The following is a 25,046-nucleotide window of genomic DNA, read 5'->3' as shown; positions in this document are numbered from 1 at the left end:
GGTCCGAGAGGAGCGTCGCGAGAGGCTCGCGACGGCGGGTCGATGCGCCATCCACCCCCCGCGTCACAAGCCGCAGGAGCAGCGAGCGGCAGACCAGCTGGTCCTCCGGGCTCAGACCGCGGAAGGCTTCCTCCGCCGACTGCGCGATCGCACCCGCGATCCCGCCCGATTCGCGATAGCCGTCGACCGTGAGCGTGGTCCCCTCGCGGCGAGTCCAGGTCGCCTGCATCGCGTGCGACAAGTGGGGGAGTGTGGACGACCGATCGCCGCCGTCCCGTGTCGCGAGTTCGACCAGGCCCGGTTCCAGGCGAAGCCCCGCCTTGCGCGCGGGCTCTTCGATGGCCGCGCGGAACGCGGTGTCGCTCAGCGGTCCCAGGAGGTAGACGCCGAGCCCGATCGCGTCGCCGACGGCGGGGAGGGCGCGAACGCGATCGAGAGCATCGGAGCGGACGGTGAGAAGGATGCTTCCGCCGTCGTCGAGGAACGCGCGCATCGCGTCGGCGAACCGCGCGATGTCCTCGGGTGCAGCCGCAAGCAGCTCCTCGCCCTGGTCGATCGCGACGACTGCGGCGCGCGAGGCGGCCCGCTGCAGTCCGGGAGCTCCGTCCGAACCGGGACGGACGATCTCGACGTTCGTCCCCCGGGTGCGCAGCCGCGGGATGACCCCCGCAAGGAGCAATGACGACTTGCCGGTGCCGGACGCTCCGGCGATCGCGGTGACTGTGCGCGGAGCGAGGCGATCCAGCACCACGTCGACGTCGCCTTCCCGACCGAAGTACAGCTCGGCATCCTCGGGGCCGAACGCGCGCAGACCCGGGTACGGGCATGCCGTGTCGGCACGCGTCGCAGGCGACCGGGCATCCAGTGCGGGGTCGCGGCGCAGGATCGCGACCTCCAGACCGGCCAGGCGCGGACCCGGCTCGACACCCAGCTCCTCGGCGAGGCGCTCACGGGCAGCGCGGAGGAGCGCCAGCGCGTCCGCCTGCCGATCCGCCCGATAGTTCGCGAGCGCCAGGATGGCCCAGCGGCTCTCGCGCAGCGGGTCCTCTCGCAGCAGCCGCTCGGCGTCGGCGATGACGGCGCGGCCCTCACCGGCAGCCAGGCGAGCGTCGAGGAGCTCCTCCTCGGCGCTCGCCCTGATCTCGTTCAGGCGCATCGCCTCGACGGCTCCGGGCTCCCATCCCGCCACATCGGGCAGCGGTGCGCCGCGCCAGAGGCTGAGCGCGCGCTGGTATGCGTCCACGGCGCGATCGGCGTCCTCACGGAGCATGTGTCCGCGCGCGGTCGATACCAGTCGTTCGAACTGGCCGGCGTCGATCTGGTCTGCGTCGAGCCCGAGCCGATACGTCGAGCCGACGGTGACGACGCTCGACGTGCCTAGCCGGCCGCGGATGCGCGCGATCGAGTTGCGGATCTGCTGCTCCCACGTGCTCGGCGTGTTCTCGGACCAACACGCGTCGGCCAGTTGCGACGGGCTCATCGCCACGCCGAGGCGGACGATGAGCGCGGACAGGATGGCTCGCTCCCGCGGGCTGAGTGGTCCGCTCCCGGTTTCGAGTGGGCCGAGCACTCTGACGACCATGTGGGAAGTGTGGGCGCATCGCCCGGCGGCGTCAATGCTCTCCGAGCGCGACGGATATCCGCCGGATATCAGGTGATGAGCCGACGGGTATGCGCGCGAGGGACGGTGTTCTCGATCCGGTCGCCGATCGGGTCGAACAACGGAGGAGTGAGCACCATGAACATCGAAACCCGAACCCGTGCACCTCGCCGGGTCCGCAACCTCACCGTCGCCGTCGTCGTGGGAGTCCTGACGCTCTCCGCCGCCGGATGCCAGAGCACTTTGCGCGAGGAGCCCGCGCCCGCACCGACGAGTTCGGCCGGAGCGGTGCCCGTGGATATCCGCCCGGCGGGTCTCGGCCCGCATGCGACGGCCGACCAGATCGAGCGGGTGCTCGCCTACCGTCTGGCGCTGCTCTCGGAGCGCTACGCCGGTCAGCCGGCGGATCGCATCGCGGAGCAGCTGGAGCGGGAGCGCGACGCGTCGCGGGGATTCACGGCCGGATGCCTGTCGTACCGTCTGGTCGAGCACCCGGCGGGGGGCTGGCACGTGGTCTGCGTCCAACGCGGGTGATGCCCGGACCCTCGGAGCACCTGACGCTGCGATCAGGGCGGACCGCGTTTCTCATGTGGCGCCGGTATCACTTCCCTGACCGCCCCGCTCCTAGACATCACAAGCCGGAAGCCCGTCCGGCGGGATGCAAAGGAGCCCCCAAATGAACACTGTCACGCGCGGTGACCGCGGCCGGAAGGCCGTGCTCACCGCTTCGATCCTCGCTGTCGTCGCCCTCGGACTGGCGGGATGCCAGACCGGCGTCGTCGACCGCACCGAGAACCAGGCGCAGCAGCTCTCGCGCTCGAACGCCGCGTCGCAGGCCCGGTACGAAGGTCTGGCGGAGCACTATGCCCGGTTCAACGACACGAGCCGCGCGACTGACGCTTCGCAGACCCGCTACGAGGGTCTCGCGGAGTACTGGCAGCAGCGCGCTCAGCAGGCCGAGCCGAAGAGCGCCATCACTCAGGTCCCGGTCGTCGCCGACCGTCTCGAGCAGGCTGCCGAGCAGCACCGCGCGGCAACGCAGGTGCCGGTGGTCGCCGACCGTCTCGAGCAGGCCCTGGAGCTCGAAGGCACGCAGGTGCCGATCGTGGCCGACCGCCTCGAGCAGGCGATCGAGCGCGAAGCCGCCACCAAAGTGCCCGTGGTCGCCGACCGTCTCGAGCAGGCGCTGGAGACGCATGAGTAAGCGCCGATCCCATCTGTGGTCGCCGACCTTCCGGGTCGACCTCGAAGGCCGCGGATCGACATCCGGGGCTCCCGTCCGCAGGTACGGGAGCCTCGGATTTCGTGCCGGAGCCACGCGAGGGCCGACTCCCTCGTCCCGCCGTCGCGCGCTCGGCGTCTGGGCTCGGCGCCCGGGCTCGGCGCCCCGCTACGCTGGACCCATGCCGGCCGGACGCGACGACGAAGCCCTGACCTGGGACGGCGACGACGACCCGACTCTCGATATCGGGGCCGACTCCGACCCTCATCCCGACGTCGTCGATCCAACAGCGCCTTCCGAGACGGCGGTTCTGCCCGCCGGCTACACCGCGGTCGGCCGGGGGAGCGAGGCTCTGGCTGCACCCGACGACTCCGGGGCGGGCGCGCGCAGCGCAACGGAACCCGACGCCGCGCCCCCTGTCAGCCGCGAGCCCATGGGCAACACCGAGCTGATCGCCGTCGGGGTGATCGGCGGGTCCTCCGTGCTCTTCGCGGTCGGCTGGCTCATCGGCGGCCTGCGGCTGCAGGGCACGGCGGAGTTCCTGGTCGCCCCGCTCGCGTACCAGGTCAGCCTCTGGCTCGCCGTCGTCGCCCCGATCGTCTGGTTCGGGTCGGTGATGGTCCTGACGGCAGCCTCGAAGAAGTGGGTGCGGTTCCTGTGGCTCATCGGGGGAGTGCTCGTGCTCATCCCGTGGCCCTTCATCATGGTGGGGGCGATCGGGCAATGAGTGACGCGATCACGGATGCCGCGGCATCCGCCTCTGCCGGACGCCGAGCCAAGCCCACCTGGGTCGTCGTGGTCATCTCGGTGCTCTTCGGGCTCTTCTACGCCTATGCACTGTGGAACGCCGTGTCCTTCCTCATCGCTCAGGCGACGGGGCCGCTCGGCCTGAACGCCTACGGCTGGTTCGTGCTGCTGCTCGCCGTGATCTTCCCGCTGGTCGCGTTCGGCGTCGCCTTCGCGATCGGGTGGCGGCGCGCGTGGTGGCAGTTCGCCCTCGTGCTGTTCACGGGACTGTGCGCCGTGTCGGTCTTCTGGCTCAACGTCATCGCGTATGCCGCCGTGTACGGCGCCTCGCTGCTCGGCTGACATCTGCGTCATACGGTCGGGAGGGCCTGCCGGCCCACGGTAGGCTGGCACCGGCCTCGCCCCCCATGGCGTGCGGCGCGGCATCCGCTCTGCACCGCGCCTTCGCGCACCGCCCCCGAAGGATCTATCCCGTGACGAAGCCTGTCGTGCTGATCGCCGAAGAACTCTCTCCCGCCACGATCGACGCGCTCGGTCCCGACTTCGATGTGCGCAGCGTCGACGGCACGGATCGGCCCGCGCTGCTGTCGGCGCTCGCCGATGCGCACGCCGTCCTCATCCGCTCGGCGACGAAGATCGACGCCGAAGCCATCCAGGCGGCCCCCGTGCTCAAGGTCGTCGCGCGCGCCGGCGTCGGGCTCGACAACGTCGACATCAAGACCGCGACGACGGCCGGCGTGATGGTCGTCAACGCGCCGACGTCGAACATCATCTCGGCCGCCGAGCTGACGGTCGGCCACATCCTGAGCCTCGCCCGCCGCCTGCCCGCCGCGCACGCATCGCTCGCGCAGGGGCAGTGGAAGCGCAGCGCCTACACCGGCACGGAGCTGTTCGAGAAGACGGTCGGCATCATCGGCCTGGGCCGCATCGGCGCGCTCATCGCCGCGCGCCTGCAGGCCTTCGACATGCGCGTCGTCGCCTACGACCCGTACGTCACGAGCGCCCGCGCCCAGCAGCTCGGCGTGCAGCTGCTGAGCCTGGACGAGCTGCTCGAGCAGAGCGACTTCGTCACGATCCACATGCCCAAGACCCCCGAGACCACCGGGATGATCGGTGCCGAGCAGTTCCGGATCATGAAGCCCACCGCCTTCGTCGTGAACGTGGCCCGCGGCGGGCTCATCGACGAAGAGGCGCTCCACGCCGCCCTGACCTCCGGCGAGATCGCCGGCGCGGGACTCGACGTGTTCACGAGCGAGCCCCCCGCCGAGGGCGGCACGGCGCGCGCCCTGCTCGACCTGCCGAACGTCGTCGTGACGCCGCACCTCGGTGCCTCGACCGAAGAGGCGCAGGAGAAGGCGGGCGTGTCAGTGGCTCGCTCCGTGCGCCTCGCGCTGGGCGGCGAGCTCGTCCCCGATGCGGTGAACGTCGCGGGCGGCGTCATCGACCCGTACGTGCGTCCCGGCATCCCGCTCGTCGAGAAGCTCGGCCAGATCTTCGCCGCGCTCGCGCACTCGCCGCTCACGAGCCTCGACGTCGAGGTGCACGGCGAACTGAACTCGTACGACGTGAGCGTGCTGAAGCTCGCCGCGCTCAAGGGCGTCTTCACGAACATCGTGAGCGAGACGGTGTCGTACGTGAACGCGCCGCTGCTCGCCGACCAGCGCGGCGTCGATGTGCGGCTGCTGGTCGACGACGACAGCCCGGAGTACCGCAACATCATCACCCTCCGCGGCGCTCTCTCCGACGGCTCGCAGCTGTCGGTCTCGGGCACCCTCACCGGCACGAAGCAGATCGAGAAGCTCGTCGGCATCAACGACTACGCGATCGAGCTGCCGATCGAGAAGCACCACGTCGTGATGGTCTACACCGACCGCCCCGGCATCGTCGCGGTCTACGGCCAGAAGTTCGGCGAGGCGGGCATCAACATCGCCGGGATGCAGATCGCGCGCCGCGAGGCGGGCGGTCAGGCGCTCTCGGTGCTGACGGTGGATTCGCCGGTGCCCGACGAGCTGCTCGACGAGGTGCGGTCCGACATCCAGGCCGATCTCTTCCGCCAGATCGAGATCACCGAGTCCTGACCCCGGTCCTCCCCACGCCAGTTGCCAGTTCGGGCTCGGTCACCGGTCTCGAGACGACCCGAACCGGCAACTCGCGGCCGTGTCGGCGGGTCAAGGGCGGGTGGCGCGCTCCACCAGGGCGATGAGCGCGTCCAGCGCGGCGTCGCGCGGGACGGGGCCGGGGATCGAGCCGCCGGACAGCGCGTTGTTGAAGTAGAGCCCGTCGCTGACGAGCATCACGAGGTCGAGGGCCGGTTCATCCTTGGTGTGGGGGCGCAGAGCGTCCGCCCATTGATCGCGGATGCTGCGCAAGGCCTCGCCGGCAGCGGTGTTGCCGCCCTGCGCAAGCCGTGATGTGGCCAGGATCGCCCGGTCGATCGGGTCGTTGGAGTTGACCGAGGTGTGCAGGAAGTAGGCGATGGGTCCCGCGGGAGCCGCCTTCATCGCGACGACGTCTGCCTCGACGAGCGCGATGAGCCGAGCGATCAAGCCGGCCTCGAGCGCATCCTTCGAGCCGAAGTGGTAGAGCAGTCCGCCCTTGGACACTCCGGCCGCGCGCGCGGTGGCATCCATGGTGGCCGCCCGCTCGCCGTCGTCGATGAGGATCTGCTCGAACGCGTCGAGCACCTTCTCGCGGGCCAGGGGAGGGCGGCTCATGTGCTCGATGCTATCGACGCGGGTCGCGGCATCCTGATACTATACCGGCTGGACGGTATAGAAATGATGACTCTCACTCAAGAACTCTCGCTCGCCGACGCCCGCGGACAGCGGGTCGGCTGGCGCGGCTGGGCGGCTTTGATCGTGCTCATGCTGCCGGTGCTGCTCGTATCGGTCGACAACACGGTGCTGAGCTTCGCGCTGCCCTCGATCGCGCTCGAGCTCGGACCGACCAGCGCCCAGCAGCTGTGGATCATCGACGCCTACCCGCTCGTCCTCGCAGGCCTGCTCGTCACCATGGGCACGCTCGGCGATCGGTTCGGGCGGCGGCGGATGCTACTCATCGGCGCCACGGGATTCGCGGCGGTGTCGGTGCTCGCGGCGTTCGCGCCCAGCGCCGCCTGGCTCATCGTCGCGCGCGCCGCCATGGGCGTGTTCGGCGCCATGCTGATGCCGTCCACCCTGTCGCTGCTGCGCAGCATCTTCACCGACCGCGACCAGCGCCGCCTGGCGATCGCGGTGTGGGCGGCGATGTTCTCCGCCGGTGCGGCCCTCGGCCCGATCGTCGGCGGGCTGCTGCTCGAGCACTTCGCGTGGGGCTCGGTGTTCCTCCTCTCGGTCCCGGTGCTCATCCCGCTGCTCGTGCTGGCGCCGATCCTGGTGCCCGAGAGCCGCGACCCCCGCCCCGGCCGCATCGACCCGCTCAGCATCGCGCTGTCGATGCTGACGATGATCCCGATCGTCTACGGCATCAAAGAGCTCGCCGTCCACGGATTCACCGTCGCCGCCTGGCTGCCGATCGTCGCCGGCGTCTGGTTCGGCGTGCTGTTCGTCCGCCGCCAGCTGCGCGCGAAGGCCCCGATGCTCGACATGCGCCTGTTCGGACTGGGGACCTTCAGCGGGGCGCTGATGGTCAACCTGCTGAGCGTCATCGCGCTCGTCGGCTTCCTCTTCTTCGTCGCGCAGCACCTCCAGCTCATCGTCGGCCTCTCGCCGATGCAGGCGGGTCTCGCCCTCGTCCCCGGCCTCGCGATGATGATCACCGCGGGCCTCGCGGTCGTGCCGATCGCGAAGAGGTGGCCTGCTCGCATCGTCGTGCCGGTCGCCCTCGTGTTCTCGTTCGCCGGCTACGTCACCGTCGCGTTCGCGACCGGGCCCGAGAGCATCGGCGCGCTCGTCGTGGCGTTCGTCTCGCTCGGCATCGGCATCGGTGCCGCCGAGACGGTCTCGAACGAACTGGTCCTCGCCAGCGCTCCGCCCGCGAAGGCGGGGGCCGCCAGCGCGGTGTCCGAGACCGCGTACGAGCTGGGCGCAGTGCTGGGCACCACGGTGCTCGGCGGCATCCTCACCGCCCTCTACCGCACGAACCTCGTGGTGCCGGAGGGGGTTCCGGATGCCGCGGCGCAGGCCGCGTCGGAGACGCTCGCCGGTGCCGTTCACGCCGCAGACCAGCTCGGCGGAGCGACAGGGGAGGCGCTCTTCGAGGCGGCGGCCACGGCGTTCGACGCCGGCGTCACCGTCACCGCGCTCATCGGCGCGGCCCTCGTCGTCGTCGCGGGGGTCATCGCGGCCACTACCCTGGGAGGGTCCCGCCAGAAGTCGTAGGAGCACCATGTCGCGTGTCGTGAAGCTTGCCGTCATCCCCGGTGACGGCATCGGTCCCGAGGTGATCGCCGAAGCCGAGAAGGTGCTCGATGCCGCCGTCGCCGGGAGCGGCATCCGCTTCGAGAAGACCCGCTTCTCGCTCGGAGCCGCGCGGTTCCTCGAGACGGGCGACACGCTGACGGATGCCGACCTCGAAGCGATCGCCGGGAACGACGCGATCCTGCTCGGGGCGGTCGGGGGAGCGCCGGGCGATCCCCGGCTCAAGGACGCGAACATCGAGCGCGGCCTGCTGCTGAAGCTGCGGTTCGAGCTCGACCACTACGTGAACCTGCGTCCCTCGAAGCTGTACCCGGGTGTGCCGGGCCCGCTCGCCGAGCCCGGCGACATCGACTTCGTCGTCGTGCGCGAGGGCACCGAGGGGCCGTACGTCGGAAACGGCGGATCCATCCGCCGCGGCACGCCGCACGAGGTCGCCAACGAGACCTCCGTCAACACCGCCTTCGGAGTGGAGCGGGTCGTGCGCTACGCCTTCGACCTCGCCGAGCGCCGCGGCAGAAAGGTCACGCTGGTCCACAAGACCAACGTGCTCGTGCACGCCGGCGGCATCTGGAAGCGCATCGTCGACGAGGTGGCCGCAGAGCACCCCGACGTGGCCGTAGACTACCTGCACGTCGACGCGGCAACGATCTTCCTGGTCACGAACCCGGGCCGATTCGACGTGATCGTCACCGACAACCTCTTCGGCGACATCCTGACCGACCTGGCCGGCGCCGTCACCGGTGGCATCGGCCTCGCCGCATCGGGCAACATCAACCCCGGCGGCGCGTTCCCCTCGATGTTCGAGCCCGTGCACGGATCGGCGCCCGACATCGCGGGCCAGCAGAAGGCCGACCCCACGGCCGCGATCCTCTCCACCGCCCTGCTGCTCGACCACCTCGGGCTGCGGGACGAGTCCCTCGCCGTCACCCGCGCGGTCGAGGCGGACATCGCGGACCGGGGTGCGGCATCCCGCTCCACGGCGCAGATCGGCGACGCCATCGCCGACAGGCTTCAGGCGTAACCTGGAACCGGCAAGCGCCGCCACACCGGGAGCTCACGCTCCTCACGAAAGCACAGGCCCGTCATGACGCTCATCGACACCGATCCCGACACCGGACTCGCCCCGCTCGAGTTCGCCGTCAGCCGCAACCTGCAGGCGAAGTCCGCCGAGCAGCGCGCCGAGATCCTCGCGAACCCCGGCTTCGGCACCAGCTTCACCGACCACATGGTCGACATCTGCTGGTCCGTCGGCGGCGGGTGGCACCGCCCCCGCGTCCAGCCGTACGGGCCGCTGACCCTCGACCCCGCCGCCGCGGTGCTGCACTACGGCCAGGAGATCTTCGAGGGCATCAAGGCCTATCGCCACGCCGACGGGTCGGTCCACACCTTCCGCCCCGACCAGAACGGCCGTCGCCTGCAGCGCTCCGCGCGGCGCCTGGCGCTTCCCGAGCTGCCGGTGCCGTACTTCATCCAGTCGCTGCGCGAGCTCATCGCCGTCGACGGCGCGTGGGTGCCGTCGGGCGCCGACCAGAGCCTCTACCTTCGCCCGTTCATGTTCGCCAAGGAGGCGTTCCTGGGTGTGCGGCCGGCGCACAAGGTCGGCTACTACGTCATCGCCTCGCCCGCCGGCGCCTACTTCAAGGGCGGCGTGCAGCCGGTGTCGATCTGGCTCAGCGAGGACTACGCCCGCGCCGGCAAGGGCGGCACCGGTGCGGCCAAGACCGGCGGCAACTACGCCGCGAGCCTGCTCCCGCAGTCCGAGGCCTACGAGAACGAGTGCGACCAGGTCGTCTTCCTCGACCAGGACCGCAACGTCGAGGAGCTCGGCGGCATGAACGTCGTGTTCGTCTACAAGGACGGCACCATCGTCACGCCGCAGTCCGACTCGATCCTCGAGGGGATCACGCGCGACTCCATCCTCCAGCTCGCCCGCGACCGCGGCCACAAGATCGAGGGCCGCGCCGTCTCGTTCGACGAGTGGCGCCAGGGCGTGGCATCCGGCGACATCGTCGAGGTGTTCGCGTGCGGCACAGCCGCGGTGGTCACGCCGATCGGCCTGCTCAAGGGCAAGGACTTCGTCGACGAGCAGCCCACCGGCGAGCTCGCCCTCTCGCTGCGCGAGGAGCTCACCGACATCCAGTACGGCCGCCGCGAGGACAAGCACGGCTGGCTGCTGCGCCTGGACGCCTGACACCGCATTCCGGATGCCCCGGCCCTCCCTCGCGCGGAGGCCGGGGCATCCGCGTTCCCGGCGGATCGCCGCGTCGGGGGCGCTGAGTAGGCTGGTCGGGTGAGGATCGCACGCTTCAGCCACAACGACGCCATCAGGTTCGGGATCGTCGACGACGGCGAGCTCGTCGTCCTCGACGGCGACCCCATGTTCTCCGGCTTCGGGACGACGGGCGAGCGCGTCCCGCTTGCCGATGTGGCGCTCCTGGCGCCGGTGATCCCGCGATCGAAGGTGGTGTGCGTCGGGCGCAATTACCGCGACCACGCCGCCGAGCTCGGCAACGACATTCCCGCCGCACCGATGCTGTTCTTCAAGCCCAACACCTCGGTGGTGGGTCCGGGCGACGCCGTCGTGCTGCCGAAGCACTCCGAGTTCGTCAGCTACGAGGGCGAGCTGGCCGCCGTCATCGGCCGCATCGCCAAGAACGTGTCGGCCGACGACGCTCTGGACCATGTGTTCGGCTACACGATCGCGAACGACCTGACCGCGCGCGACTGGCAGAAGAGCGACGGCCAGTGGGCCCGGGCCAAGGGCTTCGACACCTCATGTCCCCTCGGTCCGGCGATCGAGACCGAGTTCGACGCGACCGGCCCCGCGGTCATCACGACACGGCTCAACGGCGAGGTGCGCCAGCAGGGTCCGATCAGCGACATGATCTTCTCCCTCGCCGAGATCATCGAGTTCGCCTCCGCTGCCTTCACTCTCCTCCCCGGCGACGTGATCCTCACGGGCACGCCGGCCGGCGTCGGGCAGATCACCCCCGGCGACACCGTCGAGGTCGAGATCACCGGCCTCGGCACGCTGCGCAACACCGCACGCTCCGCCTAGAACACGCCATGACGTCCTCGCCCTCCGACCTGCCCCAGGGGTCGACCGATGAAGCGGATGCCTCGTCCCTCGCCCCCGCCGAGGTGGCCCGTGTGCAGCGGCGCAGCGTGTGGGTGCTGTCGATCGGGCAGATCCTGGGCGGTCTCGCCTTCGGCGCGACGCTCTCGCTCGGCGCGGTGCTCGCCGCGGAGATCTCGGGCGACGAGGCGTTCTCGGGCCTGGCTGCCGCGGCGGTGACGCTGGGCACGGCCGCTCTGGCGGTTCCGCTGGCGTCGTTCGCGCGGCGCAGCGGCCGGCGCATCTCGCTGGCCACGGGCATGTCGATCGCGCTGGTCGGCGTTGTGGTGGTGGTGCTCGCCGTGGCGATCGCGTCGTTCCCCCTCCTGCTCGTGGCGTTCGCCCTGGTCGGCGCGGGACAGGCGGCGAACCTGCAGACGCGCTTCGCCGCCGCCGATCTGGCGACCGATGCGACGCGCGGCCGCGATCTGTCGATCGTGGTGTGGGCGACCACGATCGGAGCGGTGCTCGGGCCGAATCTCACCGGGCCCGGCGAGGTGCTCGGCGAGGCCGTCGGGATGCCTCCCCTCACCGGTCCATACCTGATCACGGTGGTCGCGCAGCTGCTCGGCATCGGGCTGTACCTCGTGGCGCTGCGTCCCGACCCGCTGCTGCTCGCTCAGCGCGTGGTCGCCGCGGCGCGCGCCTCCACGACGGCGATCGCGAAGCCCGACGACCCGATCGTCGCTCGCTACGCGATCTTCGCGGTCGCGGCCGCCCACGGCGTGATGGTCTCCGTGATGGCGATGACGCCCGTCCACCTGCTCCACCACGGTGCATCCCTCTCGATCATCGGCTTGACCATCAGCCTGCACATCGCCGGCATGTACGCGCTCTCGCCCGTCTTCGGCATCCTGGCCGACCGGGTCGGACGCATCCCCACGATCCTCGTCGGCCAGGCGCTCCTCGTCGCCGCCCTGCTCACGGCATCGTTCGGCGCCGAGTCTTCGGTGACCGTCACCCTCGCGCTCGTGCTGCTGGGGCTCGGCTGGAGCGCGACGACGGTCGCCGGGTCCGCGCTCCTCACCGAGGCGTCGTCGGAGCGCCAGCGCACGCGTCGTCAGGGCTTGAGCGACCTCATCATGAGCCTCGTGGGCGCGACCGGTGCCATCCTCGCAGGCCTGGTCCTCGCCTGGATCGGCTACGGCGGACTCGCTCTCGCCGTCGGCGTCCTCGTCATCGCCACCGTCCTGCTGGCGCCCTTCGGCCGCCGCCCCCGCGTCCTCGCCGACCCGTCGGCCTGACTCGTCTATGCCCGGGGTGGCATGCAGTTTTGTGCCGTTCCGACAATGTTCCCGGCAGAGCAGGTGCGATGCCCTACGGTCGGCGCATGGGGACGACGGCATCGGCATATCTCACCGGATTCGGCAGCTACCTGCCGGGTGAACCGGTCGACAACGACGGCATCGTCCGGCGGCTGGGAGGCGACGACGCCGTCACCGAGCGCATCCGCCGCCGCATCCTCGACTCCAACGGGATCCGCACCCGCCACTACGCGCTCGACGACGCGGGCGAGCCGACGGAGCTGAACGAGGAGCTCGCGGTCAAGGCCCTGCGCGCCGCGCTCGAGGACCGCGGAATCGCGGCATCCGACATCCGCATGCTGGCGACGGCGACCACGATGGGCGATGCACTCGTGCCCGGGTTCGCGTCGATGGTGCACGGCCGACTCGGCGGAGGGCCGATGCAGCTGCTGTCGGTCTCGGGGGTGTGCGCGTCGAGCCTGTCCGCGCTGGATGCCGCCGTCAGCAAGGTGCGCCTGGGCGACCACTCCCGCGTCGCGGTCGTCGGGTCGGAGCTTCCCAGCCGCAGCCTGCGCCAGGTGCGCTTCGACGGCATCCGGGCTGGCATGGATTCGCACTTCCTGCGGTGGATGCTTTCGGACGGCGCCGGAGCGGTCGTCGTGGAGTTCCAGCCTCACCCCGACCGGCCGTCCCTCCGCGTGGATTGGGTGCGGCACGTCTCTCTCGCCCACGAGCACGACGTCTGCATGCGCGCCGGGATGGCCGGGACCGATCCCGTCGTGGGACGCACGTGGCAGGACGTCTCCGTGGCCGACGGCGAGGCCGCGGGCATGTACCTGCTCCGGCAGGACGTGAGCGTGCTGGATGACCTCGCCGAGGCGGGCCTCGCGCAGTTCGAGGAGCTCGTCGACATCGGGCTCGTCGACGTGCACCACCTCGACCACGTCCTGTGCCACTACAGCACGAACATCTTCCGCGACCTCGCCTTCGACGGCCTGCGCCGGCGGATCCCGGCCCTGGACACCGACCGCTGGTACTCGAATCTGGAGACGCGCGGCAACACCGGGGCCGCGAGCATCTTCATCGCGCTGGAGGAGGCGTGGCGCACCGGACGGTTCGCGCCGGGTGAGACGATCCTCCTCGCTGTCCCCGAGTCGGGGCGCTTCTCGTTCGCCTTCGCCCATCTCACGGTGGTCGCCCCACCTTCCACGCAAGGAGCATCGCTATGACCGACGGCACTCTGACCGAGCCCGCCGCCCCCTCGATCCCCGACGGCGCGACCCTCTCCGATCGCCTCGCCGCGGTGTGGGCGGACTTCGAGGAGATGCTCGCGCGCGTCCCGATCCTGCGCCGGCTCGGCGAAGGGACGGTGACCCTCGAGGACTACCAGCGGCTCCTCTTCAACCTGCGCCAGCAGGTGGTCGACGGGTCCCCGTGGATCTCGCGCGCCGCCGGCAGCTTCGACATCGACCACTTCGAGCTGCGCGCCGCGGCGATCCGCCACGCCGAGGAGGAGCACCGCGACTACCTCATGCTCGAGCGCGACTACGTCGCCGTCGGCGGCTCGCTCGCCGAGCTGCGCGCGGGGCGCAAGAACATCGGGTCCGAGGCGCTGTCGGGCTACATGTTCCACTACGCCTCCCAGCCGAATCCGGTCGGCCTCCTCGGCGCGATGTTCATCATCGAGGGGCTCGGCGCGCGTCGCGCCGCCGCCTGGGCCGCACGGTTCCAGGAGGTGCTCGGGCTCGCCGACAACCAGGTCCACTTCATGCGGTACCACGAGCAGGCCGACGCGGCCCACACCGGCGACATGGACGCGATCCTCTCGTCGGGCCTCGTCGACGAGGGTGCCGCGGACCAGGTGGTGCGGTGCGCCCAGGTCGTCGCGCGCCTGTATGCGCTGCAACTCGAAGAACTGGACCGCTGAGGTGCCCGAGTTCGTCCGTTCGGACCCGAGCATGTGGGAGGCGGTGTACGCCGACCCCTCGGTGCCTCTCGATCGCGCCCTGGTGAGGCAGATCATCGACGACCAGCGGCGCCTCTCGCGGCGGTGGCTGTACCCGATCGCGCGCATCTTCTCGCGGCTCGTGGTCGCGATCGTCTCGATCATCAAGCGGGTGCTGCCGTTCCGGTGGATGCCGCTGCACACGATGGACGTCCTGTGCGTGTGGTTCCTGCGCCGCTTCGTGTCGCCCGACGCCGTCGAACTGCTCATCCGCCATTTCGTCATCGAGACGAACCTGGTGAACTTCATCGTCCGCAATACGGCGATCGACATGGAGCCCGTGACGCTTCGGCCCGAGACCCTCGCGGGCCTCGGCGATCAGGCCGTGGTGGAGCACGACGTGAATGTGTACGACCTGCTGATCGCGCTCGACGACGTGCCGCTGACCCGCCCCGACACGCTCGACTTCGCGCAGCTCGACATCCCGCCGCTCGATCCGGAGCGGGGCCGCCGGCGCATCCTGCGCCTCGACATCCAGACGGCATTGTGCTTCATGAACATCCCGTTCTCGATGGCGCTGACGGTCGAGGAGTATCGGCGCGCCGTGCACTCGATCCGCTTCGACGACTCGTTCCTGGAGATCCTCGCGCTGGTCACCGACGACGACACCTTCCGGCATTGGAAGAACGCGGGCATGAGCCTGTGGATGGACTCCAACGTCGACGTGCCGCGCATGGTCTACCGGCACGCCCTGGTGTGCGAGTACGCGCACGCCCATCTCGTGAAGCTCGCGGGCGGGGCGTACCCGCGCCGGACGCCGGCCGACTTCGACTGATTCAGCGCCCGAGGGCGCGGGCCGCGAGGTCGACGTCGTCCTCGTCGTTGAAGACGTGGAAGGCGACACGCGCGCGGCCGGCGCGACCGGATGCCACGATCCCGGCGTCCGTCAGCCGTGCCAGCGAGGCGCCATCGGGGTCGGACCAGGTGACGATCGCGCTCGCGCGCTCGGGGCGGGCGATGCCGAGGCGCCGGCGGAACAGCGTGGCCAGCCCCGTCGCATGGTCGTGGAGCAGGTCGGCGTCGAGGGAGGCGAAGAGGGCCAGCGCGGGCGCGGCGCCGATGAACGCCTGCCAGGCCGGGGACACGTCGAACCGTGTCGCATCGGGGGCCAGTTCCACCTCTCCGCCGTAGCACGACGACCACGGGTCGGCGCCGGCGTACCAGCCCGCGAAGAGCGGCGGGATGTCGCGCGCGAAGTCCTCGGAGACGGTGAGGAACGAGACGCCCCGCGGGGCGCACAGCCACTTGTACGCGTGGCAGACGAGGGCGTCGAAACGGGATGCGTCGACGGGGAGCCAGCCCACGGCCTGGGTCGCGTCGCAGAGCGTGCGGGCGCCGTGCGTCTTCGCGGCGGCGACGATCGCGGCGGCATCCGCCACCTCTCCGGTCGCCGACTGCACCAGCGAGAACGCGACGAGCGCGGTCGACGGGCGCACCTCGGCGGCGAGCTCCGCGAACGGGACGGCCCGGACCCGGAGGGACCTGCCCGCGTGCACGAAGGGGAGCACCACCGAGGAGAAGTCGCCGTCGGCGACGAGCACTTCCGCGCCGACGGGGAGGGATGCCGCGACGAGGGCGACCGCCACCGACACCTGGGAACCGATGGCGACATCGTGGGATTCGACGCCGACGAGCCGGGCGAAGAGGGCCCGGGAGCGCTCCACGGCTGCGGAGGCCGCCGACGGGTCGGGGTGGCCGCTCGCAGCGGCATCCAGCTCGGCGATGACCGCCGCCCGGGTCGCGCGCGTCGGGAGCCCGACCGTGCACGCGGCGAGGTAGCCACGGCCTCCCGCGAACTCGGCGCGCGCCGCAGCGAGGGCGGGGGAGCGGAGGGTCTGGAGGGTCATGCCACCAGCCTCGACCTTCGACAACCATTCGTCTATAGGAGGTGTTTCATGACACGTATACATTGGCGTTATGCGTTGACCGATCGTATGCTGTGCCGTGTGACCGCTCTGGACGACCCCGACCTCGACGCCCAGGCGCTGCGCATCGTGAAGGCCATCGCCGACGAGGGCTCGATCACGGGCGCTGCCGCCGCGCTCGGCTACAGTCAGCCGGCCGTCAGCCAGCAGCTCAAGCGCCTCGAGCAGCGCCTCGAGCTCGCCCTCGTCGAGCGGGTGGGGCGGACTGTGCGCCTGACCGAGGCCGGGCGGGTGCTGGCGCGCCACGCGCCGGCCGTGACGACGGCGCTGGATGCCGCGGCCGGCGAGCTCTCCGAGCTCCGGGGACTGCGCACCGGGAGAGTGCGGCTCGTGGGCTTCCCGTCGGCATCGCCGACGATCATCCCCCAGCTGCTCGCCGACCTCGAGGAGCGTCACACCGGGGTGAGCCTGACCTATCTCGAAGCCGAGCCCCCGGAGGCCGTCGAAGCGGTGCGGGAGGATCGCGCCGACATCGCCCTCACCTTCAGCTACCCCGGGGATCGCGAAGACCCGCACGGGCTGAGCGCGCGCGGGCTGTCGGTGCGCGCCATCGGAACGGACGATCTGCTGGCCGTGCTGCCCGAAGGGCACGCCGCGGTGGCCGACGGCGCAGTCGATCTCGCCGCGCTGGCCGACGAGCGATGGATCGCGGGCTGCCCCCGCTGCCGCGGCCACCTGCTCGAACTGTGCGCGCGGGCGGGGTTCGCGCCCCGCATCGCCTTCGAGACCGACAACGTCGTGGCCGTCGAGGGACTCGTCGCGCGGGGGATCGGCGTCGCGGCGCTGCCTCGCCTGGCCGTGGCATCCTTCCCTCGCCTCCCCGGCGTGACGACGCTGCCGCTCCCGCCGGCCGAGGCGCGGACGATCCACGTCGTGACCGCGCACGCTGCGGACCGGGTGCCCGCTGTCCGCGCGACCCTCGAGGCGCTCGTGCGGCTGGTCGGGGAGTGGACGACCACGGGTGCGGAGGCCGCCCGCGCCTAGACTGGACGGCGATGTCTTCTTCACCCGATCCCCGCACCACCACCGCGACGGGCGCCGACGTGCGCGTGCGGTTCTGCCCCTCGCCGACCGGTCTGCCGCACGTCGGACTCATCCGCACCGTGCTCTTCAACTGGGCTTACGCGCGTCACAACGGCGGCACGCTCGTGTTCCGCATCGAGGACACCGACGCCGCGCGTGACAGCGAGGAGAGCTACCAGCAGCTGCTCGACGCGCTGCGCTGGCTCGAGATCGACTGGGACGAGGGCGTCGAGGTCGGCGGCCCTCACGCGCCGTACCGCCAGTCGCAGCGGCACGACGTCTACAGCGAGGTGCTCGACCGGCTGATCGCCTCGGGTGCCGTGTACGAGAGCTACTCCACCGCGGAGGAGATCGACGCGCGCAACGAGGCCAACGGCCGCGCCAAGCAGCTCGGCTACGACAACTTCGACCGCGACCTCACCGACGAGCAGCGCGCGGCCTTCCGCGCCGAGGGCCGCGAGCCCGCGTGGCGGCTGCGGGTCCCCGACGAGGACCTCACGTACGTCGACCTCATCCGCGGCGAGGTGACCTTCCCGGCCGGCTCGTTCCCTGACTTCGTGCTCGTGCGCGCGGGCGGTGTGCCGCTGTATCCGTTCGTGAACCCGGTCGACGACGCGCTCATGGGCATCACGCACGTCATCCGCGGCGAGGACCTCATGCCGTCGACGGCGCGTCAGCTCGCGCTGTACGGCGCGCTCGTCGACGCCGGCGTGACGACCTTCATCCCGCGCTTCGCGCACATGCCGCTCGTGCTCGGCGAGGTGGGCAACAAGAAGCTCTCCAAGCGCGACCCGAAGGCCGACCTCTTCCTGCAGCGCGAGAAGGGGTTCATCCACGAGGGTCTGCTCAACTACCTGTCGCTGCTGGGCTGGTCGATCGGCCCCGACCGCGACGTCTTCTCGCTCGACGAGCTGGTCGCGGCCTTCGACATCGTCGACGTGAACCCCAACCCCGCCCGCTTCGATCAGAAGAAGGCCGAGTCGATCAACGGCGACCACATCCGGATGCTGGCGCCCGACGACTTCGCGGCGCGCCTGGTGCCGTACCTCGCCGCCGCGGGTCTCGTCTCCGAGCCGCCGACCGACCAGCAGCGCGCGACGCTCGACGCGGCCGCACCGCTGGTGCAGGAGCGGATGCAGCTCCTCGGCGACGCGCCGGGACTGCTCGGCTTCCTCTTCCGCGACGAGGTCGTGTACGACGAGGACGCCCTGTCGTCGCTTCCGGACAACGCGGGGGAGGTGCTGGTCGCCTCCGTGGGCGCGCTGGAGCTCGTGCCCGAATCGGAGTTCACGACGAGCTCGGTCCAGGACGCCCTGTCGGCCGCGCTGATCGACGGTCTGGGCCTCAAGCCGCGCGTGGCCTACGGTCCGCTGCGCGTCGCGCTGAGCGGCCGGCGCGTGTCGCCGCCGCTGTTCGAATCGATGGAACTGCTGGGCAAGCCGGAGACGCTCCGCCGCCTGGGCGCGCTGGTCGAGCGGGTCGGCTGACGCGCCGCGCTCGGTTTGGAGCATGTGCCGGGGTCGGCTAAGCTTGATCCTCGGCACGACTCCGGTCGAACGCCTTGGGGTATGGTGTAATTGGCAACACGGCTGATTCTGGTTCAGTTGTTCTTGGTTCGAGTCCAGGTACCCCAGCAGCACCCCTGAGTCCCGGCGGACCAGGGGTTTTCTGTTTTCGTGCTAGCGCCGATCGCCGCGTCTGACCGGCCGTGTTCGTTCGTCCTGTCGCTGTCCTCACTTGCTGTGTGCACAACGTCGGCAGGATCCTGCTCCGGCACGGGGATCCGAATGTGCCGGCCCCGTGACGGCCCGAGTTGCCGACGTTGTGCACGTCGGCGTGAGTCCGCAGAACGGACTCGGCCCGGCCCGCTCCGGCCGTCGGAGGACGATAATGGCCCCATGGACGCGCCGTCGATGTCGCCCGAGCGCTCGGTCGAGCTCGAAGAGCTGCGCCGGCGTGCGTACGGACCCGATGCCGACATCGCGCTGGACCCGGTCGCCCAGCAGCGACTGAGCGAACTCGAGGAGCTTGCGAAGCGGCTTGCCGAGCCTTCCGACGACCCCGCGGGTCAGCATCCCGTGCCGATCGCCGAGAAGGAGCAGGACACGGTCGCCCGTCATCGCGAGGCGCCCACAGCCAGCGTCAGTGAGAGCGCCGAACCTCCGGAGAAGACGGATGCCGCCGCCCCGCCGGCCGCGTCCCTTCGGCCGTGGTGGCGGCGCATCCCGCTGTGGAGCGTGGCGGCGGTCGCCGGCATCGCGCTCGGCGCGGCGATCGGGTTCACCTGGCCGAGCGGCGACGGACCGCCTCCCGATCTGACGCTCGGAGTCGATCCGGGCGGAGGCGAGCGCGGTGCGGGATTCACCGAGAACCTCGACTACTGGGGAGTGAATCCTGGGACCGTGGTGCCGCACGAGGGCTACGACACGATCCAGGTGTGGACGGCGCTGGGAATCGACGAATCGCGGTGCCTGCTGCTCTCGCACGATGGCTCGTTCCTCACTGCCACCTGCTCGGGAGCGGGCCTGGACCCCGTGCTGGACTTCACGATCTACGACGGGATGTCGCTCGACCTCGAGACGCCGCTCCCGGTGGGGACCGTCATCCGCTTCGTCGGGCACGAGGGGTCGGTCGACGTCTGGGTGCGCCCGCCGGGCGGTCAGTCGCCCGAGGCGATCTCGTCGAGCGCCGACCGGCCGAGCCCCTCGTAGGCGGGCTCGTCGTCGCTGTGCGAGAGCAGGAGCACCGCGACCGCCGCCGCCCACGCCCGCGCGCGGGTCCAGGTGGAACGGTCGTAGCCCTCGCCGGTGGCTGAGACGAACTGCTCGCGTCCGTCGGGATCGAAGGCCAGCCAGGCGACGGCCAGGTCGTAGGCGGGGTCGCCTGCCGTCACGTCCCCGAAGTCGATGATGCCCGTCAGCCGCGGACCGTCGGCGACGAGGTTGCCCGGGTGCAGGTCGCCGTGGATCCACACCGGCGCACGACTCCACGCCGCGGTGCGGATGCCGTCCGCCCATGCACGCGCAAGGATCCCGGCTTCGCGAGCGTCGACATCGCGCGCTGCGGTGAGCGCCTCGAGCCGCTCGGCGAATACTCGGGCACGCGTGGCGAGCGCGCGTCCGCGCACGGGGTTGATCGGGTGGTCGGCGGGCGCGAGCGTGTGCAGCGCCGCGAGCGCTGTCGCCAGGGGGCCGGCCCATCCGCGGCGGTCGCCGCGCGGCACGTCGAGGCCGCGTGCTCCCTCGATCCAGCGGACGACGGACCAGGCCCAGGGGTACGACTCGTCGGGCGCCCCGCGCACCAGGGGGATCGGCGTCCGAACCCCGGTGGCCTCGATCGCGGGCCCGAGGATCGCGAGGCTGCGGTGCTCGTTGAGCACGAGCGGTGCTGCGACGGCACGGCGGGGGAGCCGGACGGCGAGCTCGTCGCCCAGCCGCCAGATCTCGCTGTCCCAGCCCGCGGCGACGCGCCGCAGCGGCAGGGTGGACGCCCCCTCGAGTCCGGGCGCCTGCGACAGGAGAAGCCGGCGCACGAGCGCCTCGTCGATGTCCACCTCGGCGGCGGGTTTGTCGGCCACCAGTGAAGCGTAGCGACCGCCGTCGCCATTGGATCTTGTTCTGTGTTGATTTACGTTGTATTGTGTGGGAAATCCGATGAAGGGTGCCACATGTACGCAACGGAGCGCCAAGACGCGATCGAGCGTGAGCTCGTCGCCGCGGGGCGGGTGAGCGTCGTCGAGCTGGCTGGCATGTTCGACGTCACCACCGAGACGGTGCGCCGCGACCTCGCGCAGCTCGAGGCCTCCGGAATCCTCCGCCGCGTGCACGGCGGAGCCGTCGCGACGGACCGCGCGAGCACCTCCGAGAGCCCGCTCACCGAGCGGCTTCAGCGACACAGCGCCGCGAAGTCGGCCATCGGCGACCGAGCGCTCGACGCGATCTCCGAGGGATTCCGCGGTTCGGTCTTCCTCGACGCGGGCACCACGACGGCCGCGGTCGCCGCGAGCCTCGCCCCCCGCCTCGGCACGGGTGCGATCGAAGTGGTCACGCATGCGCTCCCGCTCGCGAGCTCGCTCGCGGCCGTCCCCAACGCCGGGCTCACCGTCATCGGGGGCCGCGTGAGGGGACTCACCGCCGCCGCCGTCGGCGCCGACACCGTCCGCGCCATCGAAGGGATGCGGCCGGATGTCGCGTTCCTCGGCACCAACGGCGTATCGGCGGACTTCGGACTCAGCACCCCCGACCCCGAGGAGGCCGCCGTCAAGCGGGCGATCGTCCGCGCCGCCCGGCGCGTGGTCGTCGTCGCCGACGCCGAGAAGCACGACCGCGAACTCCTCGTGGGGTTCGCCTCGCTCGCCGACATCGACGTGCTCGTCACCGACGCCGCGCCGGCGCCCGAGCTCGCCGCCGCACTGGCCGAGGCCGAAGTGGAGGTGTGGCTCGCATGATCGTCACCCTCACCGCGCACCCCTCGCTCGACCGCGCCATCACCCTCGAAGGCCCGCTGCGCCCCGGCGAGGTCCAGTCGGCCGCAGGGGCGCGCGAGGACGCCGGCGGCAAGGGCATCAACGTCTCGCGCGTCGTCGCCGCCGCGGGCATCCGGACGGTGGCGATCCTTCCGCTCGCGGCGGGGGACCCCTACGCCGCAGCTCTCGCGGGCGCCGCCATCGACACGCGCACCGTTCCCGTGCACGGTCACGTGCGCGCCAACCTCACCATCACCGACCCCGCCGGCGTCACGACGAAGCTCAACCTCCCCGGCGCTGCGCTCACCCAGGCGGATGCCGCGGCCGTCGTCGAAGCGGTCGTCCAGGCCTCCCGCGGAGCGCGCTGGCTGGTGCTGGCCGGGTCGCTCCCGCCCGGTGCAGCCGCCGACTTCTACGTCGCCGTGATCGACGCCGTCCGGTCCGCCCACGGCGATGCTGCGCCGCTCATCGCCGTCGACACCTCCGGCGCGGCGCTGTCCGCCGTCGTCGCACGCGGGCGCCCCGATCTCATCAAGCCCAACGACGACGAGCTCGCCGAGCTCTCCGGCCGCACCCTGCCGGAGGGCGACCTCGCCCTTGCCGTGGCAGCCGTCGGACGCGAGCTGGTCCCGGGCCGCGTGGAGGCCGCCCTGGTCACGCTCGGCGCCGCCGGCGCCGTGCTCGTCACGGCCGAAGGCGCCTGGGCCGCCGTGCCGCCCGGCATCCGCGTCGTGAGCACAGTCGGTGCCGGGGACAGCTCGCTCGCCGGCTACCTGGTGGCCGAAGCAGGCGGCGCCGGGCCCGAGGAGCGCCTGCGCAGTGCGGTGCGCTACGGCGCGGCCGCGGCATCCCTCCCCGGCACGCAGGCCCCCACCCCCGAAGACCTTCCCGCCGGCGACGTGCCCGTCACGCGCCTGGCATCCGCCCCCGTCTGAACCACCCACCCATCCACCAGGAGATCATCGTGTCCGACACCATCACCCCAGACCTCGTCAGCCTCGACGTCGGTCTCGGCGCCGACAAGGCGTCCGTCATCCGCTCCCTCGCCGCCCGTGTCGTCGCGCAGGGTCGCGCGACCGACGCCGACGCGCTGTTCGCCGACGCATGGGCCCGCGAGGAGAAGGACGAGACCGGGCTTCCCGGCGGCATCGCCATCCCGCACGCCAAGAGCGCCGCCGTGACGGTGCCCTCCCTCGCCTTCGCCCGGCTCGCGCCCGGCGTCGACTTCGGCGCTCCCGACGGTCCCGCCGACCTCGTGTTCCTGATCGCGGCGCCGGAGGGCGCGGCGGAGGCGCACCTCGCCGTCCTCTCCAAGCTCGCCCGCAGCCTGATGCAGGACGACTTCACGAGCGGGCTGCGCGCCGCGAAGACGAACGACGACGTCGTCGCCATCGTGCGCGCGGCGATCGGGGAGGGGGATGCCTCGGCGACACCCGCCCCGGCAGCGGCCGCCGCTGATTCCGCCGCCGCGCCGGCGTCCGCTGCTTCCGCGTCCGTCGACGCCGACCACGCGGTCGACGGACGTCCGGCGCGGATCGTCGCGGTGACCTCGTGCGCGACGGGAATCGCCCACACGTTCATGGCCGCCGACGCGCTGACGGCTGCAGGTGCCGCCTCGGGGATCGACCTGGCGGTCGAGCCGCAGGGCTCCAGCGGGTATCAGGCCCTGCCGCAAGGCGTGATCGACGGCGCGGACGCCGTGATCTTCGCCACTGACGTCGATGTGCGCGACCTGCATCGCTTCGCGGGCAAGCCCGTGGTCCGGTCGGGTGTCAAGCGCGGCATCGAGCAGCCGAAGGAACTCATCGCCGAGGCCGTGGCTGCGGCGAAGAATCCAGGAGCGACCAGGGTCAGCGGAACCGCGGCGGAGAGCAGTGCGGCGGCATCGACCGAGTCGGTCTCGTGGGGCGCGCGCATCCAGCGCATCCTCCTCACCGGCGTGAGCTACATGATCCCGTTCGTCGCGGGTGGCGGTCTGCTGATCGCCCTGGGGTTCCTCTTCTTCGGCGACGACTACGAGGCGACCGGCGAGGCCACGTCGGTCGTCGTGCAGTACTCCCTGTGGGATCTGCCGCCCGGGGGACTGGGCCTGTACCTCGGGTCGGTGTTCTTCACGATCGGCGTGACCTCGATGGGCTTCCTCGTCTCGGCGTTGGCCGGCTACATCGCGTTCGCGATCGCCGACCGGCCCGGGATCGCGCCCGGCTTCGTCGCGGGCGCTGTCGCGGTGCTCATGAACGCCGGCTTCATCGGCGGCATCGTCGGCGGCCTGCTGGCCGGTGTGACCGCCTGGTGGATCTCGACCTGGCGGGTCCCGCGCTGGCTGCGTGGCCTGATGCCCGTCGTCATCATTCCGCTGCTCGCGTCGATCGTTGCCTCCGGTCTGATGATCCTCTTCCTCGGGCGCCCGATCGCGACCCTCATGGAGTGGCTGACGGTGTGGCTGAACGATCTCGCCGGCACCTCGGGCATCGTCGTGGTCGGCGTCGTGCTCGGCCTGATGATGTGCTTCGACCTCGGCGGGCCCGTCAACAAGGTGGCCTACGCCTTCGCGGTCGCCGGTCTGTCCGCCGGTTCGCCGGAGAACCCGACGCCGTGGCTCATCATGGCGGCCGTGATGGCGGCCGGCATGGTCCCGCCGCTGGCGATGGCTCTGGCGTCCACCGTGCTCGCCCGCGACCTGTTCCCGCCGATCGAGCGCGAGAACGGCAAGGCGGCCTGGCTGCTGGGCGCCGCCTTCATCTCGGAGGGCGCCATCCCCTTCGCCGCGGCCGATCCGCTGCGCGTGATCCCCGCCTCGCTCGTGGGCGGCGCCGTGACCGGCGGCCTGAGCATGGCGCTCGCGGTGGAGTCGCTCGCCCCGCACGGCGGTGTGTTCGTGTTCTTCGCGATCAGCCCGTTCTGGGGCTTCCTCGTCGCCATCGCCGCGGGTACCGTCGTGACGGCGCTCCTCGTCGTCGCACTCAAGCGCTGGGTCGGCCGCAAGGAGCTCGAGCAGGCCGAGGCGCCCTTCGAGGCCGTCCCCGCGTGATCGACCGCGCAACCGACTGATCAAGGAGAAAGACATGGCAGAACGTCAGGCCACCATCGCGAGCAGCTCCGGGCTGCACGCCCGCCCCGCGAAGCTGTTCGTGCAGGCGGTGCAGGAGAAGGCGGTCCCGGTCACCATCGCCGTCGAAGGCGGGCCGGACCTCAACGCCGGCAGCATCCTGTCCCTCATGGGGCTCGGGGCCTCACATGGTACGGTCGTGACACTCAAGGCCGAGGGGGACGGCGCAGAGCAGGCGCTCGACGAGCTCGTCGAACAGCTCGAGACGGACCGCCACGCGCAGGAGCGCTCGG

24 protein-coding genes and 1 tRNA gene are annotated in these 25,046 nt (G+C 71.3%); 21 read left to right on the top strand and 4 right to left on the bottom strand.

Annotated features, from left to right (window positions below; translation table 11 throughout):
* The coding region (locus ACE3O1_RS07100) for a BTAD domain-containing putative transcriptional regulator (RefSeq protein WP_374313879.1) at nt 1–1,582 on the bottom strand (1,582 nt) is incomplete at its 3' end.
* A gap of 156 nt (nt 1,583–1,738) precedes the next feature.
* Between ACE3O1_RS07100 and ACE3O1_RS07095 the strand changes: the two genes are divergently transcribed.
* The 5 genes from ACE3O1_RS07095 to serA all read left to right on the top strand — a co-directional run bounded on the left by ACE3O1_RS07095 (nt 1,739) and on the right by serA (nt 5,647).
* The gene (locus ACE3O1_RS07095) at nt 1,739–2,134 is read left to right on the top strand and encodes a hypothetical protein (RefSeq protein ID WP_374313876.1); all 396 of its coding nucleotides are present in this window, start codon (nt 1,739–1,741) and stop codon (nt 2,132–2,134) included.
* A gap of 142 nt (nt 2,135–2,276) precedes the next feature.
* Entirely contained in the window at nt 2,277–2,804 is a 528-nt protein-coding gene (locus ACE3O1_RS07090; RefSeq protein WP_374313874.1) for a hypothetical protein, read from the top strand.
* Nucleotides 2,805–3,003: 199 nt separating this feature from the next.
* Nucleotides 3,004–3,549, top strand: a complete 546-nt coding sequence (locus ACE3O1_RS07085) for a DNA polymerase III subunit gamma/tau (protein ID WP_374313872.1) — start codon at nt 3,004–3,006, stop codon at nt 3,547–3,549.
* Nucleotides 3,546–3,911 carry a bacitracin resistance protein gene (locus ACE3O1_RS07080; protein ID WP_374313870.1) on the top strand — a complete coding sequence of 122 codons (366 nt, stop codon included), beginning with the start codon at nt 3,546–3,548 and terminating at the stop codon, nt 3,909–3,911. Before ACE3O1_RS07085 ends, ACE3O1_RS07080 begins: the two co-directional genes overlap by 4 nt.
* A 131-nt stretch (nt 3,912–4,042) precedes the next feature.
* The gene (gene serA, locus ACE3O1_RS07075; protein WP_374313868.1) at nt 4,043–5,647 is read left to right on the top strand and encodes a phosphoglycerate dehydrogenase; all 1,605 of its coding nucleotides are present in this window, start codon (nt 4,043–4,045) and stop codon (nt 5,645–5,647) included.
* A gap of 90 nt (nt 5,648–5,737) precedes the next feature.
* On the opposite strand, the gene ACE3O1_RS07070 is transcribed toward serA, so the two are convergent.
* Nucleotides 5,738–6,283: a TetR/AcrR family transcriptional regulator gene (locus ACE3O1_RS07070; protein WP_374313866.1), complete on the bottom strand. Its 546-nt coding sequence runs from the start codon at nt 6,281–6,283 to the stop codon at nt 5,738–5,740.
* A 63-nt stretch (nt 6,284–6,346) separates the two neighbouring features.
* Here ACE3O1_RS07070 and ACE3O1_RS07065 point away from each other — a divergent pair, with 63 nt between their 5' ends.
* The 8 genes from ACE3O1_RS07065 (at nt 6,347) to ACE3O1_RS07030 (ending at nt 15,066) form a co-directional block, all read left to right on the top strand.
* The gene (locus tag ACE3O1_RS07065; RefSeq protein ID WP_374313881.1) at nt 6,347–7,888 is read left to right on the top strand and encodes an MFS transporter; all 1,542 of its coding nucleotides are present in this window, start codon (nt 6,347–6,349) and stop codon (nt 7,886–7,888) included.
* A gap of 7 nt (nt 7,889–7,895) precedes the next feature.
* Complete coding sequence (locus ACE3O1_RS07060) at nt 7,896–8,948, top strand: 3-isopropylmalate dehydrogenase (RefSeq protein WP_374313864.1); 1,053 nt, start codon at nt 7,896–7,898, stop codon at nt 8,946–8,948.
* 63 nt (nt 8,949–9,011) lie between these two features.
* The gene (locus ACE3O1_RS07055; protein ID WP_374313862.1) at nt 9,012–10,118 is read left to right on the top strand and encodes a branched-chain amino acid aminotransferase; all 1,107 of its coding nucleotides are present in this window, start codon (nt 9,012–9,014) and stop codon (nt 10,116–10,118) included.
* A gap of 99 nt (nt 10,119–10,217) precedes the next feature.
* Nucleotides 10,218–10,985 carry a fumarylacetoacetate hydrolase family protein gene (locus ACE3O1_RS07050; protein WP_374313860.1) on the top strand — a complete coding sequence of 256 codons (768 nt, stop codon included), beginning with the start codon at nt 10,218–10,220 and terminating at the stop codon, nt 10,983–10,985.
* A gap of 8 nt (nt 10,986–10,993) precedes the next feature.
* Nucleotides 10,994–12,286: an MFS transporter gene (locus ACE3O1_RS07045; protein WP_374313858.1), complete on the top strand. Its 1,293-nt coding sequence runs from the start codon at nt 10,994–10,996 to the stop codon at nt 12,284–12,286.
* A gap of 86 nt (nt 12,287–12,372) precedes the next feature.
* Entirely contained in the window at nt 12,373–13,515 is a 1,143-nt protein-coding gene (locus tag ACE3O1_RS07040) for a 3-oxoacyl-[acyl-carrier-protein] synthase III C-terminal domain-containing protein (protein WP_374313856.1), read from the top strand.
* Nucleotides 13,512–14,213, top strand: a complete 702-nt coding sequence (locus tag ACE3O1_RS07035) for an iron-containing redox enzyme family protein (RefSeq protein ID WP_374313854.1) — start codon at nt 13,512–13,514, stop codon at nt 14,211–14,213. The genes ACE3O1_RS07040 and ACE3O1_RS07035 overlap by 4 nt, the downstream gene beginning before the upstream one ends.
* Nucleotides 14,182–15,066, top strand: coding sequence for a hypothetical protein (locus tag ACE3O1_RS07030; RefSeq protein ID WP_374313852.1), 885 nt, complete (start codon nt 14,182–14,184; stop codon nt 15,064–15,066). Before ACE3O1_RS07035 ends, ACE3O1_RS07030 begins: the two co-directional genes overlap by 32 nt.
* Nucleotide 15,067: 1 nt before the next feature.
* Here ACE3O1_RS07030 and ACE3O1_RS07025 read toward each other — a convergent pair whose 3' ends face one another.
* Nucleotides 15,068–16,138: an aminotransferase class V-fold PLP-dependent enzyme gene (locus ACE3O1_RS07025; RefSeq protein WP_374313850.1), complete on the bottom strand. Its 1,071-nt coding sequence runs from the start codon at nt 16,136–16,138 to the stop codon at nt 15,068–15,070.
* Between the two features lie 99 nt (nt 16,139–16,237).
* Between ACE3O1_RS07025 and ACE3O1_RS07020 the strand changes: the two genes are divergently transcribed.
* The 4 genes from ACE3O1_RS07020 to ACE3O1_RS07005 all read left to right on the top strand — a co-directional run bounded on the left by ACE3O1_RS07020 (nt 16,238) and on the right by ACE3O1_RS07005 (nt 19,950).
* Nucleotides 16,238–17,200 carry a LysR family transcriptional regulator gene (locus tag ACE3O1_RS07020; RefSeq protein WP_374313847.1) on the top strand — a complete coding sequence of 321 codons (963 nt, stop codon included), beginning with the start codon at nt 16,238–16,240 and terminating at the stop codon, nt 17,198–17,200.
* Nucleotides 17,201–17,211: 11 nt separating this feature from the next.
* A complete protein-coding gene (gene gltX, locus ACE3O1_RS07015) occupies nt 17,212–18,726 on the top strand; it encodes a glutamate--tRNA ligase (protein WP_374313845.1) in 1,515 nt (504 codons plus the stop codon).
* Between the two features lie 75 nt (nt 18,727–18,801).
* Nucleotides 18,802–18,873: transfer RNA gene (locus tag ACE3O1_RS07010), tRNA-Gln, on the top strand.
* A gap of 264 nt (nt 18,874–19,137) precedes the next feature.
* A complete protein-coding gene (locus ACE3O1_RS07005; protein ID WP_374313843.1) occupies nt 19,138–19,950 on the top strand; it encodes a hypothetical protein in 813 nt (270 codons plus the stop codon).
* Here ACE3O1_RS07005 and ACE3O1_RS07000 read toward each other — a convergent pair.
* A complete protein-coding gene (locus ACE3O1_RS07000) occupies nt 19,899–20,816 on the bottom strand; it encodes an aminoglycoside phosphotransferase family protein (RefSeq protein WP_374313841.1) in 918 nt (305 codons plus the stop codon). The genes ACE3O1_RS07005 and ACE3O1_RS07000 overlap by 52 nt on opposite strands.
* A 90-nt stretch (nt 20,817–20,906) precedes the next feature.
* Here ACE3O1_RS07000 and ACE3O1_RS06995 point away from each other — a divergent pair, with 90 nt between their 5' ends.
* The 4 genes from ACE3O1_RS06995 to ACE3O1_RS06980 form a co-directional block, all read left to right on the top strand.
* Complete coding sequence (locus ACE3O1_RS06995; protein ID WP_374313838.1) at nt 20,907–21,686, top strand: DeoR/GlpR family DNA-binding transcription regulator; 780 nt, start codon at nt 20,907–20,909, stop codon at nt 21,684–21,686.
* Entirely contained in the window at nt 21,683–22,639 is a 957-nt protein-coding gene (locus tag ACE3O1_RS06990; protein ID WP_374313836.1) for a 1-phosphofructokinase family hexose kinase, read from the top strand. Before ACE3O1_RS06995 ends, ACE3O1_RS06990 begins: the two co-directional genes overlap by 4 nt.
* 29 nt (nt 22,640–22,668) lie before the next feature.
* Nucleotides 22,669–24,735 carry a fructose-specific PTS transporter subunit EIIC gene (locus tag ACE3O1_RS06985; RefSeq protein WP_374313834.1) on the top strand — a complete coding sequence of 689 codons (2,067 nt, stop codon included), beginning with the start codon at nt 22,669–22,671 and terminating at the stop codon, nt 24,733–24,735.
* Nucleotides 24,736–24,769: 34 nt separating this feature from the next.
* On the top strand, nt 24,770–25,046 hold a 277-nt coding region (locus ACE3O1_RS06980), incomplete at its 3' end, for an HPr family phosphocarrier protein (protein ID WP_374313832.1).

This window comes from Microbacterium sp. (assembly GCF_041909575.1).
Taxonomy (GTDB): domain Bacteria; phylum Actinomycetota; class Actinomycetes; order Actinomycetales; family Microbacteriaceae; genus Microbacterium.
Note: the sequence above shows the minus strand (reverse complement) of the source record. Positions and strands in the feature narration are given on the sequence as shown.

Excerpts from the sequence above, each read along its gene's own strand:
- ACE3O1_RS07095 (WP_374313876.1), top strand. The coding sequence starts at position 1,739 with ATGAACATCGAAACCCGAACCCGTGCACCTCGCCGGGTCCGCAACCTC.
- ACE3O1_RS07090 (WP_374313874.1), top strand. The coding sequence starts at position 2,277 with ATGAACACTGTCACGCGCGGTGACCGCGGCCGGAAGGCCGTGCTCACC.
- ACE3O1_RS07085 (WP_374313872.1), top strand. The coding sequence starts at position 3,004 with ATGCCGGCCGGACGCGACGACGAAGCCCTGACCTGGGACGGCGACGAC.
- ACE3O1_RS07080 (WP_374313870.1), top strand. The coding sequence starts at position 3,546 with ATGAGTGACGCGATCACGGATGCCGCGGCATCCGCCTCTGCCGGACGC.
- ACE3O1_RS07070 (WP_374313866.1), bottom strand. The coding sequence starts at position 6,283 with ATGAGCCGCCCTCCCCTGGCCCGCGAGAAGGTGCTCGACGCGTTCGAG.
- ACE3O1_RS07065 (WP_374313881.1), top strand. The coding sequence starts at position 6,347 with ATGATGACTCTCACTCAAGAACTCTCGCTCGCCGACGCCCGCGGACAG.
- ACE3O1_RS07060 (WP_374313864.1), top strand. The coding sequence starts at position 7,896 with ATGTCGCGTGTCGTGAAGCTTGCCGTCATCCCCGGTGACGGCATCGGT.
- ACE3O1_RS07055 (WP_374313862.1), top strand. The coding sequence starts at position 9,012 with ATGACGCTCATCGACACCGATCCCGACACCGGACTCGCCCCGCTCGAG.
- ACE3O1_RS07045 (WP_374313858.1), top strand. The coding sequence starts at position 10,994 with ATGACGTCCTCGCCCTCCGACCTGCCCCAGGGGTCGACCGATGAAGCG.
- ACE3O1_RS07040 (WP_374313856.1), top strand. The coding sequence starts at position 12,373 with ATGGGGACGACGGCATCGGCATATCTCACCGGATTCGGCAGCTACCTG.
- ACE3O1_RS07035 (WP_374313854.1), top strand. The coding sequence starts at position 13,512 with ATGACCGACGGCACTCTGACCGAGCCCGCCGCCCCCTCGATCCCCGAC.
- ACE3O1_RS07030 (WP_374313852.1), top strand. The coding sequence starts at position 14,182 with ATGCGCTGCAACTCGAAGAACTGGACCGCTGAGGTGCCCGAGTTCGTC.
- ACE3O1_RS07025 (WP_374313850.1), bottom strand. The coding sequence starts at position 16,138 with ATGACCCTCCAGACCCTCCGCTCCCCCGCCCTCGCTGCGGCGCGCGCC.
- gltX (WP_374313845.1), top strand. The coding sequence starts at position 17,212 with ATGTCTTCTTCACCCGATCCCCGCACCACCACCGCGACGGGCGCCGAC.
- ACE3O1_RS07005 (WP_374313843.1), top strand. The coding sequence starts at position 19,138 with ATGGACGCGCCGTCGATGTCGCCCGAGCGCTCGGTCGAGCTCGAAGAG.
- ACE3O1_RS06995 (WP_374313838.1), top strand. The coding sequence starts at position 20,907 with ATGTACGCAACGGAGCGCCAAGACGCGATCGAGCGTGAGCTCGTCGCC.
- ACE3O1_RS06990 (WP_374313836.1), top strand. The coding sequence starts at position 21,683 with ATGATCGTCACCCTCACCGCGCACCCCTCGCTCGACCGCGCCATCACC.